This window comes from Aquamicrobium aerolatum DSM 21857, from assembly GCF_900113935.1.
GTDB lineage: Bacteria > Pseudomonadota > Alphaproteobacteria > Rhizobiales > Rhizobiaceae > Aerobium > Aerobium aerolatum.
Map to the genome: position 1 here is coordinate 230,841 of NZ_FORF01000002.1, position 26,208 is coordinate 257,048.

Here is a 26,208-nt window from a genome sequence, read left to right on the forward strand (position 1 = left end):
CAAGCTGGACCCGACCATGCGCTTCACGACGTCAACACACCACCCGCCAGTGCCATGGCTTGTGGCGTATCGACGTCCAGGCTCGCGCCTTCGCCGATTTCCACGTCAATCACCGCCATCTCGCTCGTTTCGACAAGATGGCGTGCGCCAGTGTCTCCGGCTAACGCCGCCACCGCAGCAAACAGCTCGCGCGGCAGGATGACGGGATTGCCTCTCTTGCCGGCATGGGTGGCGCGCACGATGGCATTTCCTTCTGCTCGGACGAAAGCATCGACCAGCAGGTTGATATCCGCCGTGGTTATATGCGGCATATCACCAAGCGCGATCAGCGCCCCGGCTGTATCGGCCGGCAGCACTGCGATGCCAGTTTTCAGCGACGAGGCAAGTCCGGTTCGATAGTCGGGGTTACCGACGACGCGCACGCCCGACCCGCAAAGCGCCGCCGCCACGCGCTCGCCCTGATGGCCTACTGCAACAACGACGTCACGTACCTTCGAGGCCGTGATCGCGTCACTGACGCGGCGCACAAGCGGCGTTCCAGAAAATTCCGCCATCAGCTTGTTGGGACCGCCCATGCGCTTGCCCTGCCCCGCCGCCAGAACGACCGCATCGACCACCATAGCCCGTCGCACCTTCGTCACGCGCGGCTGCGGTCGGGACTCGATCTCCATCAACAACCCGCCGACGCCCATCGCAGCGATTTCCGTGTCACCAACCGTCAACCCGGCCAACAGGCGATCAAGCACCCAATCAAATCCGTTGAGCTTCGGACTGCGCGCGCAGCCAGGGGCGCCAATCACGGTTGCGCCACCGACCTCACCAAGCACAAGAAGATTGCCCGGATCGACCGGCATTCCGACACGATACACTGTCCCACCGGCAAGCCCCACCGCAGCAGGAATGACATCCTCGGAATCGGCGATGGCCGAAGCGCCGAACACGATCACCATGTCGTTGTCACGCGCGAGCTCCCGGATCGCCTGCGCAACCTCCGCGTCGTCATGCGTCGTGCGTATCTCTTGCGTAATCACGCTGCGGGAGCGTGCCAGGCGTTGACCTGTCAGACGCGCCGTCTTGTCGAGCACGCTCCCCTTCAACGAGGGAAGCACAGATTGCACCAGTCCCACGCGGCGCGATCGAAACGGAGAAAGCCCGAGCACTTCCAGGCCGGAAGCAAGATCGGCGACCCGTTGTGGTAAAGCTGCGGACAACGCAAAGGGGATGATCTTGACCGTGGCGACCATCTGTCCTGGTTCCACGACAGAAAACTCGGCCAGTGTCGCCAGCGTGATGGCCGGGTCGACCGCGTTGATCGCGTCAACGGCCGCGCGATTGACCTTGAAAACCCCAGCCGCCATCGCATGGAAATTGACGCGACCGGTCGCAGCTGGCTTGATTTCGATCCCCTGAGCGGCGAGTGCGACGGCAACGATCCGCGCCGCCTCGTCCTCGTCAACATCACCCGGCTCCATGCGCGCGACGACGATGGTCTCAAGACCACTCTGCTTCATTGCCGCCACATCCTCGGCGGAGAGGACGGTGGCTTTGCGCCACCTCCGATCGCCGACCGCCATCGAGTGGGCAAGAATTGTCCCCTCGGCCTCTTCCAGTCTGACGGGTCCGAATTTCATGCCACGTCGCTTTTTTCGACGCGTGAACTGCCGCGCGTACGCAACGCATGTATCACCTGCGCAAGCGTCGCGACCGCAATCTCGGCTGGGCTGGATGCCCCGATATCGAGACCGATCGGCGCGTGGATGCGTTCGATGTCTGCCCGGCTGACGCCGCTGGCCACAAACCGCTCCATCCGGCTCGCATGGGTCTTCCGGCTGCCAAGCGCTCCGACATAAAAACATCCCGCCTCGAGCGCCGCCTGAAGCGGAAAGTCGTCGATCTTGGGATCGTGCGTCAGCGCCGCCACCGCAGTGAAAGGATCGAACGGACGCACTGCCAGCACATCTTGCGGCCATTGCGCATGCAGCGGTACGCCCTGAAACCGCTCCTGCGTCGCGAAAGCGGTGCGCGGGTCGATGATCTCGACATCAAACCCCGCGAGTCTCGCCATCGACGCCAGCGCCTGACTGATATGCACAGCCCCGATCATCACCAGCCGCGGCGGAGGCAAGTGGGCATTGAGGAATAAGGCGCGCCCATCAATCTGGACCGTGGCTGAGCGGCCGGTTCGAAACGCTGTGGCCACTGCATCGCCCAGCGGACCTTCTACCGGGCTCGTTTCCTGGATCACGTGACTGCGCCCCTCATCGAGATCGGTCACCAAAACCACCGCGCGACGTGCACTGCGCTGCGAATTCAATTGCTTCAGTGTAGAGGGATCCATCCGCGACTAGCCCAGCCTTTCAACATAAATCCTGATGCGGCCGCCGCAAGAAAGCCCGACTTGCCAGGCCGTTTCGTCGGAAACCCCGAATTCGAGCATGCGCGCCTCACCCGTCTCGATCACCGAGGTCGCCTCGGCAATCACAGCACCTTCGACACAGCCGCCAGAGACCGACCCCTCGAAATTCCCTCGCGCATCAATGACAAGGTGGCTTCCGCTCGGTCGCGGCGCAGAGCCCCAGGTCTCGACAACGGTCGCGATGGCCACGTCCCTGCCCTGCTCCATCCATGTCTGCGCGATGGTCAGTGGATCGCTGAGCCCGTCGCGTCTTTCAGTGTCGATCATGTTTCCCGCTCCGCCTTGGCCCCCAAAAGACACCCCAAACCAATCCAGGACAAGCGTCGTCCGCTCACCCACGCACGCTTTTCGATCGTACCCTTCCGAAGCAAGTCCGTGGCTGCGGCTGGTTGCAAAACTGGATCGCCAGCAGATGGTTGTTGCGGGAGCAACGGCGCAGGGCACCCAGATGAAGGCGAGGGTCGGCCTCAAATGTGGAATCGAAGACAAGACACCGTCAGATCGGGTGACCTGCTTGGAACGCGCACGTCCGGCGAAATGAATATTCTATTGAGTTTCAAATGTCTAGCTGGCCGCAGGTCGTCAATCCTAGCGCGCCTTGAACCGGTCCTGCGCCGTCAGCTTCACCGTCAAAGGCGATGCATCGTTCCAGCGATAGATTTCGGTGCGCAGGTAATGAAGCTCTTCGTCGTAAAGCGTTTCGTCGATCTCGGTCCACCACGCCTTTGGCCGACCGTCGCTGCCATCGGACCAGCGATAGCCGCGCGCCTTGAGATGATCTTTCATGTCGAACGGCGAGTTTTCCGCGAAAATGCGGACCTTGCTGCGCGCGCTTGCCTGCAGGAGTTCTGCAAATGGTGGTTTTGTTCCCGCGTCGCGCGAACGCGCCAGCACTTCGAGCAAAGCATGGCAGTCGTCGGTAGCCCGGTGCCCGTCATGGAAAAGACCCGCCTGCCCGACGAGATAGCCGAGTTTGCTGCCTTCGAAGCCGAGCTCGGACCAGCCAATTTCCCTGACCGAACAGGCCCAGGCCTTGGGAACAAAGACAGGGCTGAGCTTCTCGCAAAACGGACGGTCGAAGCCGGCATTGTGCGCGATCACCAGATCCGCCGGCTCAACCAGACGCTCCAGTCCCCAGACGTCCAGAACCTGCCCGGCGACCATCTCGTCGGTGATGCCGGTCAAGCGAGTGATTTCGGGCGGGATGGGCCCAGATGGTTCACTGAGACTGTTGTAGACGCCGACGACGTCGCCGACATTGCCGTCATCATCATAGGTGAAGGCGACGGCGCCAACCTCGATCACTTCATCGCGCGCATGATTGAGGCCGGTCGTTTCCGTATCAATCAACACGGCGAGACGGGGAAAGGCACTGTCTTCGCGGTTGATGACAGGGCGCGGAACGAGCTTTCGCAGGACGCGATAGTCGCCGCTCTCTTCCAGCCGGACGGCAGCTTCTTCTGCATCCCAGCGCGGCGCGCGCTTGCGTTTGACCGTGCGTGTTGCCGGACGAAAAACCGGCTCTTCGCCGAACAGATCGAACTGGGTCAGTCCTGTAGTCACGCCCCTGCCCTCATCTGAACCGGTGGGCGCGCATGCGCCAGCTGTCCTCTTCCGGGCGAAGGCCTGTAGTCCACCATCGTCAACGAATCCTCGAATCGCATCTGAGCGCAGGATAGGACGTTGCGGCACCGGTTTTCACCTGCCGCCACTCATTTCCAATGAGTTACCCCCGCCAAAACGGCCCACAGCGCCGTGTTTCAGCCCTCGATGGTCGCAATGACATCGCCGGAAGAAAGGTTCGCGCCGGTATTGGCGCGGCGGTGCAAGACACCGTCCCCGGTGGCCTCGACGCGCGTTTCGGCCTTCATCGCCTCGATGATCGCGATAGCCTCGCCGCGCTTGACCGACGCGCCATCCTCAACCAGCCAGCTCTGCAGTAAGCACGGCATCGGCGCGACAATCGCTCCGGCATCGCCGGAAGAAGCTGCTGCGTCCGGCGAGCTATTGGCGGAGATGCTACCGAAAAGACCAGCTGGCAGCGCCAGCTGGTGCCGCTTGCCGTCGATTTCGATGAAGGTCTTCACCAGTTTGGGCTCGACCGCCTCAACACGAGGTGCAGGCGCCAGCGCCGCCATCTCGGTTTCGATCCAGTTCGTGTGAACCTTGAAACTCTCGGACGCGAAGGCCGCATCTTCGATCACCGCGCGATGGAACTGCAGCACAGTGGCGATGCCTTCGATCTCGAACTCGCGCAGGGCACGACGTGCGCGGCGCAGCGCCTCGTCGCGCGTTGCGCCGAAAACGATCAGCTTGGCAAACAGCGAGTCGTAAAGCGGCGGCACGACGGACCCCGCCTCCACCCCGCTGTCGAGGCGCACGCCGGGGCCGGACGGGGCACGGAACGACGATATCTGGCCGGGGGTTGGCAGGAAACCGCGTCCCGGATCTTCCGCATTGATGCGGAATTCGAAAGCATGGCCGATCGGCTTCGGCGTTTCAGTAACCGACAAAGCTAGACCGTCGGCAATACGCAGCTGCTCGATGACGATGTCAATGCCGGTGGTGACCTCGGTGATGGGGTGCTCGACCTGAAGTCGCGTGTTGACCTCCAGGAACGAGATCACGCCATCGCGCGATAAAAGGAACTCGACGGTGCCCGCCCCTACATAGCCGGCGGTGGCGCAGATCTGCCGCGCGGAATTGTGAATACGCTCGCGCTGTTCATCGGTGAGGAACGGCGCGGGAGCCTCTTCGACCAGCTTCTGGTTGCGCCGCTGCAAGGAGCAGTCGCGCGTGCCGAGGACGACGACATTGCCATGGGTGTCGGCAAGCACTTGCGCCTCCACATGGCGCGGCTTGTCGAGAAACTGTTCAGCGTAGCAATCGCCGCGACCGAAGGCTTCTGTCGCCTCGCGCACTGCGGAATCAAACAGTTCTGCGACGTCTTCAATGTCGCGCACGACCTTCATGCCACGACCGCCACCGCCAAATGCTGCCTTGATGGCAATCGGCAGACCGACTTCACGCGCAAATGCTACCGCGTCCTGAGCGCTCGCCAGCGACCCTTCGGAACCCCTGACCAGCGGAGCGCCAACGCTTGCGGCGATGCGGCGCGCCTCGATCTTGTCGCCCAGCGCGCGGATGACGTCGGGCGATGGTCCGACCCATGCAAGGCCAGCGGCAAGCACGGCTTCCGCGAACTCGGCGCGCTCGGAAAGGAAGCCGTAGCCCGGATGGACGGCATCGGCCCCTGCACGCTTCGCGATGTCGATGAGTTTGTCGATCGAAAGATAGGTGTCTGCCGCCCGTCCCGCCCCGAGCGACCACGCCTCATCGGCCTGCTCGACATGCAGCGAGCCAGAATCCGCGTCGGAATAGACCGCAACCGACGCCACGCCATAGTCGCGCGCCGCACGAATGATGCGCAATGCGATTTCGCCGCGATTGGCGATGAGAAGCTTCTTCATGGATCAACGATCCCCATTGATGGAACGGAAACGGATCAGGGCTCCGGGCGGCACCTGCGCCATAAGATCGAGGTGATGGCGAGCGACCACCGCAATCACCGGGTAGCCGCCGGTGACGGGATGATCCGCGAGAAACACCACCGGCTGCCCACTGTGGGGTACCTGGATCGCGCCGGGAACTGTCGGCTCGGATGGTAGTTCGGTCGCGTCATGTCGCTCAAGCGGCGATGGGCCTGCAAGACGCTTGCCGACGCGGCTGACCTCGGGCGTGACGCGCCAGTCTTGCGACGTCAGGGTGCGCAGGCCGGCTTCGGTGAACCAGTCATCGCGCGGGCCGATGATGACATCAATATCAACGATATCGCCGCTTGCCGGCAGCTGCGGTGCCGGCAGCGGCAGCGGATCGACCGCGCGCCTCGCCTGTTGGCCCACCGACAGGCAGCTGCCGGTCACGACAGGCTCCGGCCCGATGCCGGCAAGGCTGTCGCGGGAGGCTGATCCCATCACAGGTTCTGCAAGGAAGCCGCCGCGAATGCCGAGATAGCTGACCATGCCCTGCGCTGGTGCACCGATGGCGAGCGTATCGCCCGCATCAAGGGCAAAGGACGCGCTGGGCTGGAAACGGATTTCAGGGCCGTCCCCTGATGTGAGAAGCATGGAGCAGGGCGCGCCGGTCAACGCCAACGTGACAGGCTCAACGCATGTCAGCGTAATGCCGCCAAACATGATCTCAAGCGCAGGCGTATTGCGCGCGTTGCCAAGCATGTCATTGGCGGCGTGGAAGCTGGCAAGATCCAGCGCGCCCGAACGCGAAACGCCGAGCGCGGCGTGACCAGTCCTGCCGGCGTCCTGGAGCAAGGCGGGGCGATCCGCGCGTTGGACAGTAAGGACAACTGCAGCATCGGAATGTGTCTGAGAAGGCATCTCGACATGCGGCGCGCCAAGAGCGGCTGTGTCATGGATTTGCCTGAACCTGACTTGATCGCCGGGTACGAGCAGCGCCGGACGCGCGCGCGACAGATCCCACATTTTCATCGGGGTGCGCCCGAGAAGCTGCCAGCCGCCCGGACTTTCAGCCGGATAGATGCCGCTGAACTTGCCTGCAAGCGCGACTGACCCTGCTGGAATCCGCACGCGTGGCGAGCGGCGGCGCGGCACGTCAAAACTCGGATCGTCGCTTGTCATATAGGCAAAGCCAGGCGCAAAGCCGGTGAACGCGACGGTATGAAGCGCTGCGGTGTGACGCCGGATCACCTCATCGACACTGCACTTCAGGATTTGCGCAACGTCGGCCAGATCCTCGCCATCGTAGACGACCGTGATTTCGAAGGTTTCGCCTTCCCGTGCTGTTCCGCGTCCAAGCGGCAGCGCCTCGATGCTTGCGCGCAACGTAGCGATATCGGTCAGCAGCGGATCAAAACGCAGCATGACGGTGCGGGCGGCCGGAACGAGTTCGAGACATCCCGGCAGGGCCGCGCCCTGCAAGCGCTCGAACAGCGCAAGCGCCTGTTCCAGATCCTCGGTTTCGACCAGCAGACCGTCACTGCCAGCGGTAAGAAAGCGCATACCGGATACCCGCTTCAAACCACGAATGGTGTCAGGGCAACGCCTGCTGCGCTCAGGTCCACACGCAGCTGGCGCGCGATGCTGACCGCCGCCGGCGTATCCCCGTGAACGCAAATCGACTGGGCGTCGAGCTCGATGTCGGAGCCATCGATTGCGGTGATCCGCCCTTCGCGCACAAGCCGCAGCATCCGTTGGGCGATCTCTGCGGGGTCATGAAGAACAGCGTCCTGACGGGTGCGCGAAACCAGCGAGCCGTCCGGCATGTAGTTGCGATCGGCAAAAGCCTCGCAGATTACTGTCAAATCGGCCTCACGTGCCTGCTGCACGACTGGCGCATTCGTGAGCACCATCAGCGGCAAGTTTGCATCAACTGCCTTGATCGCAGCGATCACGGCGGCGGCCTGCCGCGCATCATGCGCAATCGTATTGTAGAGCGCCCCGTGCGGCTTCACATAGGCAACCCGCGTGCCAGCAGCGGCTGCCAAACCCTGCAGCGCACCGATCTGGTAAATCGCGTCGGCAGTCAGCTCTGCGTCAGTGGGCTCCATGTTGCGCCGCCCGAAGCCGACAAGGTCGCGATAGCCGATATGCGCGCCGACAGTGACGCCGCGTTCTGCAGCTGCCTTGAGGCTGCGCAGGATACCCGCGGGATCACCGGCGTGAAACCCGCAGGCGATGTTGGCGCTGGTGACCACATCGAGCATGGCAGCGTCATCGCCCATCGGCCACGGCCCGAAGCTTTCGCCAAGGTCGCTGTTCAAGTCGATCGTGCTCATCTCTCGGTTCTCCCCTGCCTACCCGTGCCGCCGCTCACGCTACCAGCTGCGACGGCATCAATTCGTCCGGCAGCTTCTGCAACGCGTCGTAAGCCGCCAGCACAGTGGCCATCTGCGCCTCGTGCCCGGCCCTGAAAGCATCGTCGTAAATGGTCTCGTCCGGGTACTCGGTGATCAGCGTCATCGGCAAACGGTGACGTTCGTCCTGCGAGATCAGCACCGGGAAGCCGTTGAGGATTTCGAAGCCCGTCTCACCGGCATGGCGCTCGAACAGGGCTATCTGCGCTTCATTGAAGGCACGCAGGCCCGGAACATCGTTCAGGCGCTCGGTAACGTCCTCCATCAGCGCGCGCGCGGCACGATCCCAGCCCTCAAGATATCGCATCACAAGGAAGAAGCCCTTGGGGATGGTCCAGACCTCAAACCCGCGCGGCACGTAGCCGGAGAGCGGACGCGTCCACTCATGCGCCGGATAGCCGTGAAAGTTCAGATGCAATGTCGCCGGCAGCCGCCTTTCGGCCTCGCGGCGGATCGCCTGCTCATAAAGTTCTTCGCCGGTGCGATATTCCAGATCGTCGCCAAGCGCGGTGTAACGTGCGGCGTGGTGCATGTGACGCGGATTGGTTTGGATCAGCCGCTGATGCAGCGCGTAGCCATCGGGGTTTTCCAGCGGACAGATGGTGAAGTGCGCATCAGGGCGGAGTGCCAACTGCCGCGCCGCACGAAGCGTTCCAACCGGCGAGGTGGTTTCGTTGGCGTGTTGTCCGGCAGAGATGATGACACCGCGATCCGTGCCGGAACGGTAGATCGCCGTGATCTCACGTCCTGCCACCGAGCGAGCAGTGAACTCTTCGCCTTCGATATTCAGGAGCTCGGCTCTGATCTGCGCCGGAGACAACGCACGCCCAGCGGTTTCCAGATCCTGCGTGAAATCGGGGCCCGCCGACTGGTCATAGGCAAGCAGTTCGACTTGTACCGACGGGCTGTCGCCAAGGCGGATATCCGGCACGATCTGACCGGGTTGCAGATTGCGATAGCCGACGGGACGGCCAGCTAGCAGGCCAAAGAACTCCAGCGCCGAGAAGTAAAAATCCTCGTGCAGCGCCTCGCGCAATGAGAGCACTTCGTCGCCGGTGCCAAGGTCTTCGTCGACGGCAGGGAAATTTGCGGTGATGCGCAGTTCCTGGAAGAACGGCTCCTGCCCCCATGTCGCGTTGCCAAGCGCGGCCATGGTGGCGTGGAAGAGTTGCTCGTAGTCGGTCTCGAGCGCCTTGGCCTCGCTATCTACGACCATCCAGCCACAGGGAGACAGCGCAGTGTTGCGTGCATAGTCTTCATGGACGCGGTTAGGGGCATCGACCGTCAGCTTGCGCTTTGCTCCATCCCGATAGGCTAGCTCTACCAGATAGGACGGCATCGCGTCGCTCTCTGCACCTTCAACGAACTCGATTGCCACATCCGGCAACATCGCCGTCAGCGGATAGCTTTCGAGCAGGAACCGACGCGCCCCGGCCTGCGGGTGACGCGGCCAGGTAATGCGCGCGCTGACCAGCCCGTCAGTGTCGATCTCTTCGCGGAATGCCACCACCAGCGGTTTGTAGGCCGAGCGGCATCGTGCCTTGATGCCGCGTGCTTCAAAAGCTGCCTCCGCCGCGCGGCGTGTGGCCGTGTCGTCGAACGTCCAGGTCTCGACGGTTTGTGCGACGAGCGTGTCAGCCAGCGTGCGAAGCGTCGGGGCGAATGTCTTTTCAAACAGGATCAACGGTTGGTTCTCCCGGTCGGGTCAAGCAGATCGCGCAGCCAGTCACCGATGAGGTTGAGGCCCAGCACGGTGAGCAGGATGGCCATGCCGGGTACGACCGAAATCCACCAGGCGGTCTGCAGATAGGTACGGCCTTCCGCCAGCATGCCGCCCCACGACGGAACCGTCGGGTCGACGCCAAGACCAAGGAAGGTCAGCGAGCTTTCAAGCAGGATGTTGTTGGCGACGTTGAGCGTCATCAGGACGATCACCGGCCCGAGCAGGTTTGGCAGCACGTGACGCATGATGATGTTGCGGTCGGCAACGCCAATTGCGCGCGCGGCCAGCACGAACTCGCGCTCACGCAGCGACAGAACAGATGCACGCACCAGACGCGCATACTGCACCCACTGGCTGACGATCAGAAGAATGATCGTGTTGGTGAGCGATCCGCCAACGATTGCGACGAAGGTGATGGCGAGAAGGATGAACGGGAGCGCCAGCTGCACATCGGCAAAGCGCATCACGATCATGTCCCACACACCGCGATAATAGCCGGCAATCAGACCCATCGCGACGCCGAAAACGACGGAGCCGATGACCGAGATGAAGCCGACCTGCAGCGAGATCCAGCCACCGCTGGCAACGCGCGCAAGGATATCGCGGCCCAAAGCATCGGTGCCGAACGGATGCGCCGGATTCTGCAGCGGGGGCACGAGGCGCGACGACAGCGAGATCTTGTACGGGTCCGGCAGGATCCAGCCCGACAGGACGATCGTCCCGATGATGCCGATCAAAAGGATCGCGCCGAGCACGAATTCGAGCGATGCGAACCGGTTGAGCGCAGGCGATTGAAAGAAACGCGCCATCGGGTTCACTCCTTGCGGATGCGGGGATCGACAAGCCCATAGGCGATGTCGACGATCAGATTGACGAGCACGATCATCAAGGAGAGGATCATGATGACGGCCTGCAGCACGGGATAGTCGCGCGCCGATACGGCATCGAACGCCAGCGTGCCCATCCCCGGCCAGTTGAACACGCGCTCAATGACCACGATGCCACCAAGCAGGCCGCCGAACTGAAGACCGAAATAGGTGATCAGCGGGATCGCGCAGTTGCGCAGCGCGTGCTTGTAGAGAACCTTGCTCTCCGATAGCCCCTTTGCCCGCGCCACCATGATATATTGCGAGTTCAGCGTCTCGAGCATGGTGGTGCGCACCAGCCGCACATTGGTCGCGGTCAGGATGATGCCCATCGTCAGTGTCGGCATGATGTAGCTCTCAAAGCCCGCCATGCCGGACGGTGGCAGCCAGCGCAATGTCACGCCGAAGAGCAGCACCAGCATCGTCGCGAGCCAGAAATTCGGGAACGACAGGCCGACGAGCGAGCCGATGCGGATCATCTGGTCGCTCCACTTGCCGCGCGAAACCGCCGCGGCAATGCCCAGCGGGATCGAAATGACGATCGACAGGATGAGCGAGGTGAACGCAAGCGTCAGGGTTGCGGGCAGCGCCTTTGAAATCAGCAGATTGACGGGCGTGCCGCCGACGAAGCTGTTGCCGAAGTTCCAGGTCAGCAGACCCATCAGCGAGTTGAAATACTGCACGATGAACGGCTCATTGAGGCCCAGACCTTCGCGAATACGCACAAGATCGGCTTCGGTGATGCCCGTCGAGCCTTGCGAGATCATCAGGGCCGGGTCGCCCGTCATGCGGATCGCGACGGCCACGACAAGGCTGACAACGACGACAACGAAAGCCGCCTGCAGAAGTCTTTTGAAGATAAAGCCGATCACGGGCCGTCACCTGCTGTAAGTGGGGGTGTCCCCCGGAACGTGTCCGGGGGACGACATCTTTACTCGACTTCGACCGCGTTCAGACGCAGACGGTTGTCTGGCGCCGGGTCGAAATTCTTCACGCGCTTGTTGACGCCGTAGAGGGCTTTCGAGTTGTACAAGGGCATCTCGAGCGCACGGTCGGCAGTGTAGTGGGCGATTTCCTTGAGGATCCGCTCACGCTCGGCGCGATCGGTCAGCGGGCGCTGGCTTTCGAGCAGGGCGTCCAGCTTCTTGTCGCTGTCATACGGATTCCACTTTTCGCCGGTGTGGTACATGGCGTAGGCGGTGTTGTCGTAGTCGAACGTCCAGCCACCCCAGCCCTGCTGGAACATCGCGCCGGTCTTGCCCTGCGGGATGATGTCATTGAGCATGGTGTTCAGCTCGTAGGGCTGGATGGTTGCAGTGATGCCGACCATCGACAGATAGGCTGCAATCGCCTGTGCGACTTCGCCGAACGTGGCGTCGTTGCCGCGAACGTCGATCGTTACCGCTGCACCCGGCTTCACGCCTGCCTCGGCCAGAAGCGCTTTTGCGCCTTCCACGTCATATGGCAGCGGCTTCTGGTCCGGATCGTAGCCAAACGAAAGCGGGCTCTGGAAGCTGGCAATCACGTCAGCCTGTCCGCCAAGGATTTCCTTGACGATGGTTTCGCGGTCAACCGCCATGATCATCGCCTTGCGCACGCGCTCATCGGCGGTGATGCCGTCACGCGTGTTGTAGCGAAGCGCCCAAACGGTCGGCGAGGTAACAGCCGCCAGGACGAGGTTCGGATCGGCCTCGATGGTCGGGACCATCGACACCGGAATGGTCGGCGGGATCACGACGTCGACGCGGCCGGCCTGAAGCTCAGCCACAGCGGTCGCTGGCTCGGTGATGAAGCGGTACTCAAGCTCGGAGAGCTTCGCCTTGTCGCCCCAGAAGCCTTCGAAAGCTTCCAGCTTGAGCGAGACTTTCGGGTCGTAGGACACGAACTTGAACGGACCGGTGCCGACCGGATTGAGGTTGAAGAACTCCTCGGTGTTCTCGGTCACGTATTTCGGCGGAACGATCATCGCGCCATAGCCGGCAAGCTTGGTCAGAAGCACCGGATCGGGTGCGCCCAGGTGGAAGTCGACGGTGTTCTCATCGATGATCTCCACCTTAGAGATCGACGTATAGTTCGAGCGCTGCGGGCCCTTGGCACCGGTTTCGCCAAGCAGGCGATCAAAGGTGAACTTCACCGCGTCCGCATTGAACGGCTCGCCATTGTGGAAAGTCACACCTTCACGCAGCTTGAAGCGAATACGCTTGCCTTCGTCCAGAACGTCCCAGGACTCTGCCAGCGCTGGCACGATTTCCATGTCCGGACCGCGATAGGTCAGGCCATCGAAGATGTTCGTTGCGGCGGATGCCCAGTTCACGAGAAAGGTGTCGATCGGATCCCAGGAGCCCGGATCCTGCGGCGACGAGACGACGAGCTTTCCGTCAGCAAAAGCCGGAGCGGTGAAAGCCGTGGTGGCGAGCAGCAATGCTGTCGCACCCGCCTTCAAGAACCTGATATTTAGCATGCGAGTCTCCCAATGTTTCTACTGCTGAGGATCAGAGTGTTCGGCCACGAAGTGACCGGGCGAAATTTCACGAAGCGGCATGACCGGCGGCTCATCGCCAACGGCGCGTGTGGTCGACGGAATTTCGCCTTCGAGCATGACGCGGCGGTCGCGCTTGGTCGGATCTGCCACCGGCACTGCTGAAAGCAGACGTCGCGTGTAAGGATGCGCGGTGTGCTCGAAAACCTGCGCGCGGGTTCCGAGTTCCATGATCTGGCCCGTGTAGAGCACGGCGACGCGATGGCTCATCTTCTCGACCACGGCCATGTCGTGGGAGATGAAAAGATAGGACAGGCCCTCGTCCTTCTGCAGGTCCATGAACAGATTGATGACCTGCGCTTGCACCGACACGTCGAGCGCGGACAACGCCTCATCGGCGATGATCAGGCGGGGCTTGGACGAGAGCGCGCGCGCGATACAGATGCGCTGGCGCTGGCCGCCCGAGAATTCGTGCGGATAGCGGCCCACCATGTTTGGGTTGAGGCCAACACGCTCGAGAAGATCGCCCACGCGACGCTCGATATCGCGATTGTTGTCTAGCAGTCCGTGAGTACGGATCGGCTCGGCAATGGAATATCCGATCGTCTTGCGCGGATCGAGCGAGGCAAACGGGTCCTGGAAAATATACTGGACGTCGCGGCGCAGGCGCTGGCGCTCTGCGCGACTCATCTGCGACAGCAGCTTGCCGTCAAATCTGATGTCACCGGAGATCGGTTCCTGCAATTGCTGGATTGTGCGTCCGATGGTCGACTTGCCGGAACCGGATTCACCCACCAGCGCCAGCGTTTCGCCCGGATAGATCTCGAAGCTGACATGGTTGACCGCAGTGGCCCGGTGCGTCGCACGTCCGAAGAAATCCTTCTTGATGTCGAAGCGCACCAGCAGGTCTTCCACCTGCAGCAGCGGCGGCGCGGAATAATCTGCCGTGTCCTGATCGCGGGTTTCACCCAACAGCGTTGGTTTGTCCCCTTCAAGAACGGTCAGTGCCTCGCGCAGCGGCAGCGCCCGACCTTCCATCGACCCCAGGCGCGGAACGGCTGACAAAAGCACCTGCGTGTAGGGGTGAGCCGGTGCAGCAAAGATCTGCTCGACCGGACCTTCCTCAACTTTCTCACCCTTCCACATGACGACGACATCGTCGGCCATTTCGGCGACCACGCCCATGTCGTGGGTGATGAAGATCACTGCCATGCCGAGTTCGGCCTGCAGCTCCTTGATGATGGTCAGGATCTGCGCCTGCACGGTCACATCGAGAGCGGTGGTCGGCTCATCGGCAATCAACAGCTTGGGACGGCAGGCGAGCGCCATGGCGATCATCACGCGCTGGCGCATGCCGCCGGAAAGCTGGTGCGGGTGGCGCGTCAGGAGGCTCTTGGCATCCGGCAGCCGCACCAGAGTCAGCAGCCGCTCGGCCTCGGCCAGCGCCTGAGACTTCGACATGCCCTCGTGCAGCATCAGGACTTCAGCAAGCTGATCGCCAATCGTGAACACAGGGTTCAGCGACGTCATCGGCTCCTGGAAGATCATCGCGATCTCGTTGCCGCGAATACGGCGCATCGACGGCTGGTCGGCCGAGATCAGGTCAATCGCGAGGTCATCGCGCTGGAACAGGATCCTGCCTTCGGGGTAGTCCGCGCCCGCCATGTCGGCAAGACGCATGATCGACATCGACGTGACCGATTTGCCAGACCCGCTTTCGCCCACCACGGCAGTGGTGCGGCCAGCGCGCACGGTGAAGATCAGCTTGTTGATGACCTGGGAGCTGCCAAAGCGGACCGACAGGTTCTCGACGCGCAACAGTTCATCGGTAGCAGATGAAGTCATTGCAATCCTCAGAATGTGGCAGCCGCCCGGGCAGCCTGATTGTATGCTCCGGAGAGCATGCGTAGCAAGGTGCCCAGATTCGACAATTCCGCTTCCGGAATGCGAGCCTGACCGGCGATATCGAGCAGCAGTTTTTCGCGGAGCTGGCCATAGCGACGGCAAGCTTCAAAGCCGGCTTCGCTGATCTCGACCATCTTTTCCTTGCCTGCCTTGCGGGTGTGAATGAGGCCGGCTGCTTCCAGTTTCTTGACCGCGTAGGAAACGACGTGGATGTCCTCGACATCCAGCACCAGCGCGATATCGACCATCCGCTTGGCGCGGCCGCGATGGGCGACCGAATGAAGAATGGCAACTTCCGTGGCCGACAGCCCCGGCTGGCCCGAGGCGGCCATGCACCGCACCATCCAGCGATTGAACGCGCTGGTGGCGATCATCATGCCGTATTCGACTTCGGAGAGAGCCGGCGAGCGCCCTGCGGCCAGATGCGCCGACGAGACGACAGGCCCGACCTCGCCGCCACCGTTTCGGGGGGCGCGCGTGTCGATGCTCGCGATTGGCAATGCCTTGCTGTGTCCGCGTCTCATTTGTGCCTCTTTCACGCATATCATCGATAAATTATTCATATCTTGTCAATACATGGTCGGCTGAATATTCGACGCCTCATCTCATGTGTCTCTGTTTTCAAGGGCTTGCGACAGGAAACTTCATCAAGAATTGACCGGCTCGCGACCTTCCGGACCGCAGAAAAATCAACCCGGCTCGGGAATCGAGCACGCGCTGCAGGCTCAGACTGAGGTCGAGTCTCGATACAAATCGGCGAGTTCGGTAAGAGTTGTGCGGGCGCGTCATTTGCCTACTGTGTCCGCTGTGTCAGACATGGGCTTCCGTCATCACACATTGAACGAAGGAGACAGGCAGTGGCCTTGGAGAACCGTTCCCCCCGCCTTGCAGTCCTCATTGACGCCGACAACGCTTCGGCGAAGATCGTCGATGGTCTTTTCGAAGAGATCGCCAAGATTGGCGAGGCCAGTGTGCGGCGCATCTATGGCGATTTTTCAAGTCCGCGCTCGAAGGGCTGGGCTGACGTCTTGTCGAAACACGCGATCATCCCGCAGCAGCAATTTGCCTACACGACGGGCAAGAATGCTTCGGACATCACGCTGGTGATCGACGCGATGGACCTGCTTCACAGCGGCCGGTTCGACGGCTTTTGCTTGGTGTCTTCCGACAGCGATTTCACCCGGCTTGCAGCGCGAATACGCGAACAGGGCGTCGATGTGTTCGGCTTTGGCGAAAAGAAGACGCCGGAGAGTTTCCGTCAGGCCTGCCGCCGCTTCGTCTATACGGAAAACCTGCTGGCATCCTCGCCTGCAAACCAGCAGGAGGATGCGCGCCGCGCCGCGCCGTTGCAGCAGCCGTCGGAAGCCATTCCCATCATCAGCCGGGTGATCGAGGAGATGGACAGCGACGATGGCTGGGTGCCGCTTGGTGCCGTCGGAACGCAGCTTGCCAATCTGGCCTCGGACTTCGATCCGCGCACTTTCGGCTTTCGCAAGCTGAGCGACCTGGTGCGCAAGACGAACGCCTTCGAAATCAAGAATGTCGAAGGCAGCGCCCTGCGGATCCGGATCAAGCCCGAGCCGCAAAAGGCGGCACGTCGCGCTGCAACACCCCGCAAGACGGCATCCTGAAGCCCGCTATCTTTCGATCATGCGCCCGACGAAAGGCCCGCTGCCTCGGCAATCAACTCGAACGAGCGCAGTCGCAGCGCATGATCGTAAACGTCCGAGACGACGATCAGCTCATCTGCTCGCGTCTCCTCAACGAGCGCCGCAATCCCGCGGCGCACCGTTTCCGGCGAGCCAACGATCGAGCGCGCCAGCATACGCTGGACCTGGGCCTTTTCGGACAAGCTCCAATAGTTTTCGATATCGTCGATCGGGGGCTGGCTGAGCCCCCGCGCGCCGCGAAACATGTTGACGAACGACATCTGCTGCGTCGTTGCCAGACGCTTTGCCTCCGCATCAGTCTCGGCAGCGATGATGTTCACGCCGACCATCGCATAGGGCCGCTGCAATTGCTCTGAAGGCTTGAACCGCGCGCGATAGATCTCCAGCGCCTGCAGCAGCAGGTCCGGCGCAAAGTGCGAGGCGAAACTGTAAGGAAGGCCCAGCTCAGCGCCGAGCATCGCCCCGAAATTGCTTGATCCCAGAATCCAGAGCGGCACATTGGTTCCCGCCGCAGGCACAGCCTCGATGCGCTGGTTCGGCCCGGCTTCAGCGAGAAAAGCCTGAAGTTCGAGAACATCCTGCGGGAAGTTTTCGGCGCTCTCCGGCGCACGCCGCAAGGCGCGCAGCGTCAGCTGGTCCGTTCCCGGCGCACGACCCAGCCCAAGATCGATGCGGCCCGGATACAGGCGTTCGAGCGTGCCGAATTGCTCGGCGATGATATAGGGCGCGTGGTTGGGCAGCATGATGCCCCCTGCCCCGACCCTGATCTTCGTAGAACCAGCAGCAATATGCGCCAAGACAATTGAGGTTGCCGCGCTGGCAATGCCGCGCATGTTGTGATGCTCGGCCACCCAGATGCGATTATAGCCCCAGTTTTCCGCATGTGCCGCCAGATCGCGGGCGTTGTCGAGCGCGCCGCGCGCATCCGTCTCTTCGGTAACGCGGACGAGTTCCAGTATCGACAATGGGGTCATGGGTCCAACTCCGGGGATACAACCATTCAGGTTGCACATGCTCTGGCTCAAAACGGAGACTATCTCCATTTGACTTGACGTTATATGGAGGCTGCCTCCATATTGTGTCAATCCGCAACTTGCGCAAATTGAGACCCTGACCATGACCACCGATGCCGCGACAGGCGGGCAGCCCAATCTGCGTGCGGACGCGCGGCGTAATCGCGAGCGCGTGCTCGAGGTGGCCAAACGTCATTTCGACCTGCACGGCGTTTCCGCCTCGCTCGAAGAAATCGCTCGTGAAGCGGGTGTTGGCGCCGGAACGCTTTATCGGCACTTTCCTTCTCGCGAAGCCCTCGTCGCCGCAACCTTGCACGACCGGCAGGCAGAATTGCTCGGCCTATCGCAACAGGTGCGGCAGATGCCGGATGCGGACGCGGCCTTGTCACGATGGCTGGAGGCCCTTCAAACCTATCTGCGAACTTTCAACGGTCTGCCGGACCCGGTGCTGGCGGCGCTGAAGAAGGAAGCTTCACCGCTCTCCCTCTCCTGCGAAACGCTTGGCGAACTCACCAGCGAGGTACTCGCCCGCGCGCAGCGCGAAGGAAGTGCGCGCAACACCGTCTCTGCGAACGACCTTTTCCTCGGGGCGATTGCAATTGCCTGGGTGCTCAACCGCGCAGAAGCCTGCGGCACCAGCGCCGAAAAACTGAACGCGATTTTCGCGCACGGTTATCAAGAGACCGAGCGAAGCTGACAGGCGCAATTCAGCGCCCGTTGCCAGCAAGGTGATCGGCGGCGTAATGATGCCGCACTCGCCTTCAGGATGTTTTTCAATGCTGGCTGAACTTTACGTTCCGGGCACCAGTCCGCTTCATCGCACCCCACCTCAATACATGGTGCTGGCACTGGCAGTCTTCTGCACAGCGCTCTTCCTGTTTGATGGCTGGCTGACGCTGGCGATTGCGGCTGCTCTGGTGCTGATGGCCTATCTCGTCGCGGAGCTGCGCCTTCGTCATGCAATCGCCGCTTTGCGCCCGGTGTTTTGGGTGCTGGCGATCATCTTTGCCGTACACGTCGTGATGAACAATGTCGGGCATGCTGCACTGGTGGTCGCACGGTTCATCCTGATGATCCTCGCCGCCTCGGTGGTCACCTTGACCACCTGCACCAGCGAGTTCGTCGAAGGCATCCGCGCGCTTCTGAAATACGCACCATCCTGGGTTCCGAAAGACCGGATCGCATTGGCAATCGCACTGACGATCCGTTTCATACCGTCAATCCGCAAGACGCTGGCGCAAGTGCGCATGGCGCAGAAGGCGCGCGGTCTTGAGCGCAGCCTTACCGCGACACTGGTGCCGCTGGTGGTAAATACGCTGAAATCGGCAGATCAGATTGCTGCGGCGCTGGAAGCGCGTACACCGGACGATCGCGAGACGCCTCAAGCCAGCGAGCGCGCGATATAATCGTCGATGATCGGGCCGGGCTGACCGTCACCGACCAATCGTCCCTCCTCAAAGTGAAGCACCCGATCGAACTCTCTGAGCAGAGCGAGATCGTGGGAGACCATGACCACCTGCTGTTCGAGACCCGAAACGACCTTCATCAAAAGATTCGTATTGCGCAGATCAAGAAGTGTCGTCGGCTCGTCGAAGACGATCATGCTCGGTTTCATCACCAGAACGCCGGCAAGCGCGACGAGCTGCAATTCGCCGCCGCTGAGCTGATGCGTGAAACGATCGCGCAAATGCGCAATCTCTAGTCGAGCGAGCACTTCATCAATACGCTCGCGCATCACAGGCACAGGAAGCTTGAGATTTTTGAGCCCGAATTCCAGGTCTTCCTGCACGATTGGATAGACGATCTGATGTTCGGGGTTCTGGAAGACGAAGCCGACATGGCGGCGCAGTCCGCCATCCGGATCGCCATTCCAGGTCACGGTGCCTGTTGTCGGCTTCTCAAGTCCATTGAGAAGCCGCGCAAAGGTGCTTTTACCGGAGCCGTTGCGCCCGACGATACCCACCCGGCGCTCAGCGATGCGAAGATCGAGGCCGGCCAGCACGGACCGGCCTGCCTTTTCGACGCCAACCCCGGCAAGGGTGATCATGCGGCGTAGGCGCCGGAGATGATCGGATAGGAGCGCTTCACGGTGACGATGACGACCGCCGCGATGTAGCACTTGATGGCGTCGCCGACGAAGAATGGCAGCGAGCCGACCAGTGCGGTCCACGCTGGAATGTCGGCGACAACCGCACTCCACGGAATACCGACTGCATAGAGCACACCGATGCCGCCAACGGCACAGATTGCCATTGCCTTGATCGTGTTCAGACCATCCCAGAAACGCTCGACCAGCGCGCCGATGACGACAGCGACGAACACCCACCCGACAAGATAGCCGGCGGTTGGACCGAAGAAGACGCCGAAGCCGCCACGTCCACCAGCCAGCAGCGGAAGCCCCATCGCGACCAGCGCGAGGAACAGCAGCATCGAAAGACCGCCCCGTCGCGCGCCGAGAACACCGCCGGCCAGCATCGGCCCCAGCGACTGGGCGGTTACGGGGACGCCGACCACAGGCAGGACGAGGGGCGGAAAGATCGCCAGACCAGCCGTTATGGCTGCGAAGAGTGCAATGAGGACGACATCACGCATGATTTCTTACTCTCTCGAAAGGCAGCTCCTGAAATGAGCTGCAATCACCAAAGCCCTGTCCGTGATACCGGCTGCTGCCCCCACGGCGGCCAGTCCAGGAAAAAGCAATTCGGCTCCCTCCTATCTTCCGCACAGGAATATTTCAATGTGACTGGCGACAGCGGCAACTCATGAACTGTGGAGAGCGATGAGAAAAAGCTGCGCCACGCAGCAACCAATAGCCTCAACCGCAGTTACGATGTCGGCTGGTGCGCGCCGGTGCCGCAGCGGCCAGCTATCGTGCCGGATGAATTGAATATCCGGATATTGGGCCGAGTCCGACGCCTGCACCGCGCCACAACAACAGGAGTTTGCAATGACCACCCACAAAGTTGGCTATTTGATCGGCAGCCTCGCGACCGCTTCGATCAACCGCAAGCTTGCAAAAGCGCTTGTAAAGCTTGCGCCTTCAAACATGCAAATGGTCGAAATCCCGTTCAAAGATCTTCCACTTTACAGCTACGACTACGATGCAAACTATCCGCCGGTCGCCCGCCAGTTCAAGGAGGCGATTGCCGGGGTCGATGCCGTTCTGTTCGTCACGCCCGAATATAATCGCTCCATCCCCGGCGGTCTGAAAAATGCGATCGACTGGGCCAGCCGGCCCTATGGGCAAAACGCTTTCACCCGCAAACCGTCGGCAGTGATCGGTGCATCGGTCGGAGCCATCGGCACGGCGGTCGCTCAACAAAGCCTGCGTAGTGTGCTTAGCTTCTGCAACTCTCCACAGATGAATGCGCCGGAGGCCTATATCCACTTCACACCGGACCTGATCAACGATCATGGTGATGTCTCGGTCAAGTCGACCGAAGACTTCCTGCGCAACTTCATGGAAGAGTTCAACATGTTCATTGCGCGCGTACTTCAGGTCTTGCCGAAGGACGCCTAGGCGCGAAGGGCCTGCCGATAATTAACAGACCAAGTCGGCAGGCTTCCTTCTCTCGACTCACGCTGCCAGACGGCGCATTACGGTCAGACCAAGCCAGGTGCCGACAAGACAAAAGGCTAAAAACACCCAGCCGGACAGCGCTCCTGCATGGATGCCTGACAAGAGCACGCCAACCGTGCAGCCAAGCCCCGTCATCGCACCCCAGCCCATTAGCAGACCGCCGGAAAGACCCTTGACGATTTGCGCTTTCGTCGGGGTGGTGGGCTTGAATTGACCCGCAGCAAATGCGGCAGCAAAACTCGCGATTACCAGTCCGGCCACGAACACGCCGTTAGGCGACAGCAGGGTCTCCTTCACAACCGTTGCGCAGCCGCGCAGAAGGTCGAGGCCATGCAGCGTGTCAGGCAGCAAGCCGGCAGAGGCGCCCCCCGTGCGCACGATGCTGCCAAGTTCGGCCGTCACCCCCAGCGGCGCAACCCGCAGAAACGCAATGGCCGAGATCGCGGCAACCATCAGCCCGACAAGAACAGGTGGCCAGCGCTCGATAAAGACCCTGCGCGCGGCGCTTGAAAGGTCCAGCCCGACCTCGCGGCTCTCGGTTCCACGCACCGCAAAGCGCAGCAGCAGCAGTGCCAATGCCGCGCACAGCGCAAGGCTCAGGAGCAGCGTCCCGGTGTAGCCGAGACTATGGGGCAGCCAGATCGCCGGGCTAGCGTAGATCGCCAGCGAAAACAGCGGGTTCCAGGTCAGGAAACCGACGAAAAAGCCAGCTGCCGCACCGATCAGCGCGAATGGCGATGTCGGCGAGCCTTCACCCAGTCGATACAGATGCGCCGACAGGCATGAGCCGGAGATTGCCATGCCGATACCGAAGGCAAGGGCCGCAAACGCCAGCACAGGGCCGACTGGACCGATATGGGCATTGGGCGGGAGCCGACCCGGTTGCGGGACAGGCACCCAGGCCATCATCACCGCGTGGTAAAGGACGACGCCTGCGGCGAGCGCGACGATGATCGAGATCAGACCGCGTGCCTCCCGGCGCTCGACAAAATCCCGGAAGTTGCACAGAAAACAGAACCGCCCGCGCTGAAGCACGATGCCGAAAGCTGCGCCTGCAAGCAACGAGAATGAAAGGTCACGGCCCCCTGTCTGCATATGCAGGAACCAGGACCAGACGCCGATGGCGACCAGCAAGATGATCGGCACCGCAACACGGGTAAAATGAACAGGCATGCGAGGGCTTTCGAGAATGAGAAAAGCGAGTGCCGAAGCACTCGCCGTCCAAAAGGTTTTTGCCAGGCGCAAGTTGCGCGCGGGTCTTACTTGCCGGTCCAGACTGTTCCGGCGACGTTGACCACGGGAACGCCAACGGCATTGCCGTATTCCGTCCACGAGCCGTCATAGTTTTTCACGTCGTAGCCAAGGATGCGGCTAAGCGCGAACCAGGTGTGCGAGGAACGTTCGCCGATCCGGCAGTAGGTAACGATCGGCTTCGACCCGTCGATGCCCTTTTCCGCGTAGATCGCCTTGATTTCATCGGGCGACTTGAAGCGGCCGTCTTCCTGAACGATCGAGCCCCAGGGGACATTCACCGCCGTCGGGATATGGCCTGCCCGCACGGCCAATTCCTTCACGCCTTCCGGCGCGAAGATCTTGCCTGCATACTCGTCCCCGGAACGGATATCGATGAGACTGGAGGCCTGGCGGCCTTCAGCGATCTCCACCACTTCCGCAAAGCGTGCGCGCAGATCGTCGTTGCGCTCTGGAAGGGTGATTTCGGACGCGGCATATTGCTTGACGTTCGTATCGAGGGGCAGCCCCTGCGCTTCCCACAGCTTGCGGCCGCCATCGAGCAGGCTGACCTCGATGCCATAGACCTCGAACACCCACGCGCCCCATGCCGCAAACCAGTTATTGTTGTCGCCATAAAGGACAACATGCGTGTTGGTACTCACGCCCGACTCACGCAGCTTCTGCTCGAATGATTCACGCGTGGCGATGTCGCGACGGGTCGGATCGACCAGTTCTGTATGCCAGTCGAGATGCAGCGCGCCCGGAATGTGGCCCCGCTCGTAGACACCGGTGTCGACACTGACTTCGAACACCCGCACATCATCGGATTCAAGATTATCCTGCAGCCATTCGGCTGTCACCAAAGGTTCGGCTGCGTAAGTTGTGCCAGCCACCACCAGTGCGCCAAATAACGCCCCAACCCCTGCAAAATACTTCATCGCCGCGCTCCATCAGGCTTGTTTCGATGGCTCAAGTATCGACATCAAACGCTCATCCATGAAGGAAGCGGGTTCCAATCTTTCGCGCGTAACAGGTTGAAAAGACGAAACTTCACCCGAATTAGAGAATTCTGCTCCTCCCCATGCACCACCCGATCTTCTAGAGTGTCGGTCACGTTGCCGCGATGATCGCCCCCTTGCGGTGCTGATCGGCGTTGGTGAAGCAATGGTCTGTTGCGCAGCGCCATTGTTCGGCAGTAGGTAGGACCTGTCCCCTGCCGTCGCGTGAACATTGCATGAGAAGCGCGCGCGGATGCAGGCTTTGCGAAGCGCCCGCTTCTTTTATCCGAGGTTTTCAATGTCTTTACGTCCATTCCCCAACGAAATCGAAGCTCACCTCGCTGAAATCCTGCCGGCATTGGTGGAAACGCGGCGCGACCTGCACCGCAATCCGGAAATTGGTTTCAAGGAGTTTCGCACCGCTGAAATCGTGGCGCGCCGCCTGCGTGAACTCGGCCTTGAGGTTGAGGAAGGCATCGGCGGGACCGGCGTCGTGGGAACCCTGCGCGCCGGCACCGGAAACCGCGCCATCGGACTGCGTGCGGATATGGACGCATTGGCAATGAACGAAGCCAGCGGCGTTGCCCACGCATCTCAGATCGAAGGCATGATGCATGGCTGCGGCCATGACGGACATACGACGATGCTGCTTGGAGCAGCCGAAGTCCTCGCCAGGAATCCGGATTTCTCGGGGATCGTTCACTTCATCTTTCAGCCTGCCGAAGAGGGTCTCGGCGGCGCGCCGGCCATGATGCGCGACGGCCTGTTCGAGCGTTTTCCCTGCGACGCCGTCTATGGCCTGCACAACAAGCCGAACCTGCCGGAAAACCAGTTCAACGTCACCATCGGTGCGATGCTCGCAGCTGCCGACATGTTCACCGTCGAGTTTGGCGGTCAGGGCGGCCATGGCGGCTCCGGCGCCTATATGTCCGTTGACCCGACCATGGCAGCGGCGCAGTTCGTCACCAATCTGCAGGCGATCATCGGGCGCAACATCTCCCCGTTCGACCAGGGCGTCATCAGCGTCGGCCACATTGGCGGCGGCAGCTACGATGCGCCAAACGTGATCCCCTCGCGTGTCGTCATTCGCGGTACCGTACGCAGCTTCAAGCCGGAGACGCGCGACCTTCTGGAGCGCCGTCTCAATGAGGTCGCTCGCGCCGCGGCCGACGCATTCAGCACCACGCTGGAAGTCAAGTACGACCGGATGTTCCCCTCGCTGCACAATCCGGAAGATTCAACAGGCCGCATCGTCAACGCGCTACGCGAGCGCCTGGGTCACGACCGTGTCGACGACAAGATGGTGCCTGTGACCGGCGCTGAGGATTTCGCCTACATGCTGGAGCAGTCGACAGGGAGCTTCTTCTTCCTTGGAGCAGGCAATGGTCATGCGTTGCACACGGATCGGTACGACTTCAATGACAACATCATCGCCGATGGCGTCCGCTACTGGCTGACCGTCGTGCAGGAAGAGCTTCCCGCGTGAACCAGCGCCAGCTTGTGGCATTCCGGGCAGCAATGATGCTCGGATCGATAACAGCGGCTGCGAAAGAACTGAACGTTTCGCAGCCCGCCGTGAGCCGGCTCATCTCGGACCTGGAGTTCAGCCTCGGCTTTGCCCTCTTCATCCGCCAGACCGGGGGCATCGTCCCGACGGCCGAGGCAACGGAATTTTTCCGTGAAGTAGACATGATGTTCTACAGCCTCGACCGCCTCGCCGCTGTGGCGGATGAAATAAGAAGCCTGTCGCGAGCCACCGTGCGGTTCGCGACGCTTCCGATGCTCAGCTTCAAGGTCGCGCCGCTGGCGATCCGTCGGTTTCAGGCGCGCTTTCCGGCTGCCCGCGTGTTTCAGGACGTTTACACGTCGGCGCGTGTGCTTGAGCTTGTCACCTCGCGCCAGGTCGAGATCGGTGTCGCCCAGACCCACGAGCGACGGAGCGATTTTGACATATTGAGCACGCATCACGCACGCTGCGTTTGCGTCATGGAACCCGGTCATCCGCTCGCCTCGGCAACCGAACTTACCCCACAGGATCTGCGCGACGAACCCCTCATCATGCTGGCCCGGCACACACAGTCAGCCAGCTACATAACAAATGCGTTTGCAGACCATCAGATCTCGCCAAATATCGTCTCGGAAACGCAGCCATCCTTCGCGGCAGGCTCCATGGCGGCCCACGGATGCGGAATTGCAATTATCGACGAATTGTCGGCAATTGCTCTGGAAGGCAAGGTCATAGCCATTCCGTTCAAGCCTGAAATTCCATTTGATATCTGTATCTTAAAGCCCAAGAACATGCCATTTTCTCGCGCCGCTGAAGCGCTCCACCAGGAGCTTCATGAAGGCATCCGTGACGCGATCGAGCAAGCAGCCAAGGGCCATAAGGTTTAGGCATGACCTCTTTCGGTTATTGTATTTGCCCCCTACCCAAG

The 26,208-nt window shown here is 61.4% G+C and carries 24 protein-coding genes; 6 read left to right on the forward strand and 18 right to left on the reverse strand.

The window, feature by feature from the left end; all coding sequences use genetic code 11:
• Positions 1-23 precede the first annotated feature (23 nt).
• From BMZ42_RS02680 to BMZ42_RS02740, 13 genes are all read right to left on the reverse strand, one after another.
• Entirely contained in the window at positions 24-1,631 is a 1,608-nt protein-coding gene (locus tag BMZ42_RS02680; RefSeq protein WP_091518270.1) for an NTP transferase domain-containing protein, read from the reverse strand.
• Positions 1,628-2,338, reverse strand: coding sequence for an XdhC family protein (locus tag BMZ42_RS02685; protein ID WP_091518272.1), 711 nt, complete (start codon positions 2,336-2,338; stop codon positions 1,628-1,630). The genes BMZ42_RS02680 and BMZ42_RS02685 overlap by 4 nt, the downstream gene beginning before the upstream one ends.
• A 6-nt stretch (positions 2,339-2,344) precedes the next feature.
• The gene (locus BMZ42_RS02690) at positions 2,345-2,683 is read right to left on the reverse strand and encodes an XdhC family protein (RefSeq protein WP_091518275.1); all 339 of its coding nucleotides are present in this window, start codon (positions 2,681-2,683) and stop codon (positions 2,345-2,347) included.
• A gap of 321 nt (positions 2,684-3,004) precedes the next feature.
• Positions 3,005-3,979: a 3'-5' exonuclease gene (locus BMZ42_RS02695; RefSeq protein ID WP_244523127.1), complete on the reverse strand. Its 975-nt coding sequence runs from the start codon at positions 3,977-3,979 to the stop codon at positions 3,005-3,007.
• Between the two features lie 197 nt (positions 3,980-4,176).
• Positions 4,177-5,886 (reverse strand): acetyl/propionyl/methylcrotonyl-CoA carboxylase subunit alpha, encoded by a 1,710-nt coding sequence (locus BMZ42_RS02700; protein WP_091518278.1) that lies wholly within the window; start codon positions 5,884-5,886, stop codon positions 4,177-4,179.
• 3 nt (positions 5,887-5,889) lie between these two features.
• Complete coding sequence (locus BMZ42_RS02705; protein ID WP_091518279.1) at positions 5,890-7,452, reverse strand: 5-oxoprolinase subunit B/C family protein; 1,563 nt, start codon at positions 7,450-7,452, stop codon at positions 5,890-5,892.
• A gap of 14 nt (positions 7,453-7,466) precedes the next feature.
• Positions 7,467-8,228 carry a LamB/YcsF family protein gene (locus BMZ42_RS02710; protein WP_091518282.1) on the reverse strand — a complete coding sequence of 254 codons (762 nt, stop codon included), beginning with the start codon at positions 8,226-8,228 and terminating at the stop codon, positions 7,467-7,469.
• 34 nt (positions 8,229-8,262) lie between these two features.
• Positions 8,263-9,990, reverse strand: coding sequence for a M14 family zinc carboxypeptidase (locus BMZ42_RS02715; RefSeq protein WP_091518285.1), 1,728 nt, complete (start codon positions 9,988-9,990; stop codon positions 8,263-8,265).
• Entirely contained in the window at positions 9,987-10,838 is an 852-nt protein-coding gene (locus BMZ42_RS02720) for an ABC transporter permease (RefSeq protein WP_091518287.1), read from the reverse strand. Before BMZ42_RS02720 ends, BMZ42_RS02715 begins: the two co-directional genes overlap by 4 nt.
• Positions 10,839-10,843: 5 nt before the next feature.
• A complete protein-coding gene (locus BMZ42_RS02725) occupies positions 10,844-11,767 on the reverse strand; it encodes an ABC transporter permease (protein ID WP_091518289.1) in 924 nt (307 codons plus the stop codon).
• A gap of 59 nt (positions 11,768-11,826) precedes the next feature.
• On the reverse strand, positions 11,827-13,356 hold the full coding sequence (locus tag BMZ42_RS02730) for an ABC transporter substrate-binding protein (RefSeq protein WP_091518291.1): 1,530 nt from the start codon (positions 13,354-13,356) through the stop codon (positions 11,827-11,829).
• 18 nt (positions 13,357-13,374) lie between these two features.
• Complete coding sequence (locus BMZ42_RS02735) at positions 13,375-15,219, reverse strand: ABC transporter ATP-binding protein (RefSeq protein ID WP_091518293.1); 1,845 nt, start codon at positions 15,217-15,219, stop codon at positions 13,375-13,377.
• 8 nt (positions 15,220-15,227) lie between these two features.
• Entirely contained in the window at positions 15,228-15,803 is a 576-nt protein-coding gene (locus tag BMZ42_RS02740; protein WP_244523128.1) for a winged helix DNA-binding protein, read from the reverse strand.
• Positions 15,804-16,136: 333 nt separating this feature from the next.
• On the opposite strand from BMZ42_RS02740, the gene BMZ42_RS02745 reads away from it, so the two are divergent.
• On the forward strand, positions 16,137-16,910 hold the full coding sequence (locus BMZ42_RS02745) for an NYN domain-containing protein (RefSeq protein ID WP_091518298.1): 774 nt from the start codon (positions 16,137-16,139) through the stop codon (positions 16,908-16,910).
• A 17-nt stretch (positions 16,911-16,927) separates the two neighbouring features.
• Here BMZ42_RS02745 and BMZ42_RS02750 read toward each other — a convergent pair whose 3' ends face one another.
• Positions 16,928-17,923 carry an LLM class flavin-dependent oxidoreductase gene (locus tag BMZ42_RS02750; protein WP_091518300.1) on the reverse strand — a complete coding sequence of 332 codons (996 nt, stop codon included), beginning with the start codon at positions 17,921-17,923 and terminating at the stop codon, positions 16,928-16,930.
• Between the two features lie 142 nt (positions 17,924-18,065).
• Between BMZ42_RS02750 and BMZ42_RS02755 the strand changes: the two genes are divergently transcribed.
• Positions 18,066-18,659, forward strand: coding sequence for a TetR/AcrR family transcriptional regulator (locus BMZ42_RS02755; protein ID WP_091518302.1), 594 nt, complete (start codon positions 18,066-18,068; stop codon positions 18,657-18,659).
• Between the two features lie 79 nt (positions 18,660-18,738).
• Positions 18,739-19,368: an energy-coupling factor transporter transmembrane component T family protein gene (locus BMZ42_RS02760; protein WP_091518305.1), complete on the forward strand. Its 630-nt coding sequence runs from the start codon at positions 18,739-18,741 to the stop codon at positions 19,366-19,368.
• On the opposite strand, the gene BMZ42_RS02765 is transcribed toward BMZ42_RS02760, so the two are convergent.
• Positions 19,344-20,009, reverse strand: coding sequence for an energy-coupling factor ABC transporter ATP-binding protein (locus BMZ42_RS02765; RefSeq protein WP_091518307.1), 666 nt, complete (start codon positions 20,007-20,009; stop codon positions 19,344-19,346). The genes BMZ42_RS02760 and BMZ42_RS02765 overlap by 25 nt on opposite strands.
• A complete protein-coding gene (locus BMZ42_RS02770) occupies positions 20,006-20,554 on the reverse strand; it encodes a biotin transporter BioY (RefSeq protein WP_091518309.1) in 549 nt (182 codons plus the stop codon). The genes BMZ42_RS02765 and BMZ42_RS02770 overlap by 4 nt, the downstream gene beginning before the upstream one ends.
• Positions 20,555-20,909: 355 nt before the next feature.
• Here BMZ42_RS02770 and BMZ42_RS02775 point away from each other — a divergent pair, with 355 nt between their 5' ends.
• Positions 20,910-21,482 (forward strand): NADPH-dependent FMN reductase, encoded by a 573-nt coding sequence (locus tag BMZ42_RS02775; protein ID WP_091518312.1) that lies wholly within the window; start codon positions 20,910-20,912, stop codon positions 21,480-21,482.
• 57 nt (positions 21,483-21,539) lie between these two features.
• On the opposite strand, the gene BMZ42_RS02780 is transcribed toward BMZ42_RS02775, so the two are convergent.
• Positions 21,540-22,715, reverse strand: coding sequence for a YeeE/YedE family protein (locus BMZ42_RS02780; RefSeq protein ID WP_091518456.1), 1,176 nt, complete (start codon positions 22,713-22,715; stop codon positions 21,540-21,542).
• 86 nt (positions 22,716-22,801) lie between these two features.
• Entirely contained in the window at positions 22,802-23,713 is a 912-nt protein-coding gene (locus BMZ42_RS02785) for a sulfurtransferase (RefSeq protein ID WP_091518314.1), read from the reverse strand.
• Positions 23,714-24,071: 358 nt separating this feature from the next.
• Between BMZ42_RS02785 and BMZ42_RS02790 the strand changes: the two genes are divergently transcribed.
• Both BMZ42_RS02790 and BMZ42_RS02795 read left to right on the forward strand, forming a co-directional pair.
• On the forward strand, positions 24,072-25,259 hold the full coding sequence (locus BMZ42_RS02790; protein WP_091518459.1) for an amidohydrolase: 1,188 nt from the start codon (positions 24,072-24,074) through the stop codon (positions 25,257-25,259).
• Entirely contained in the window at positions 25,256-26,167 is a 912-nt protein-coding gene (locus BMZ42_RS02795) for a LysR substrate-binding domain-containing protein (RefSeq protein ID WP_091518316.1), read from the forward strand. The genes BMZ42_RS02790 and BMZ42_RS02795 overlap by 4 nt, the downstream gene beginning before the upstream one ends.
• Positions 26,168-26,208 lie beyond the last annotated feature (41 nt).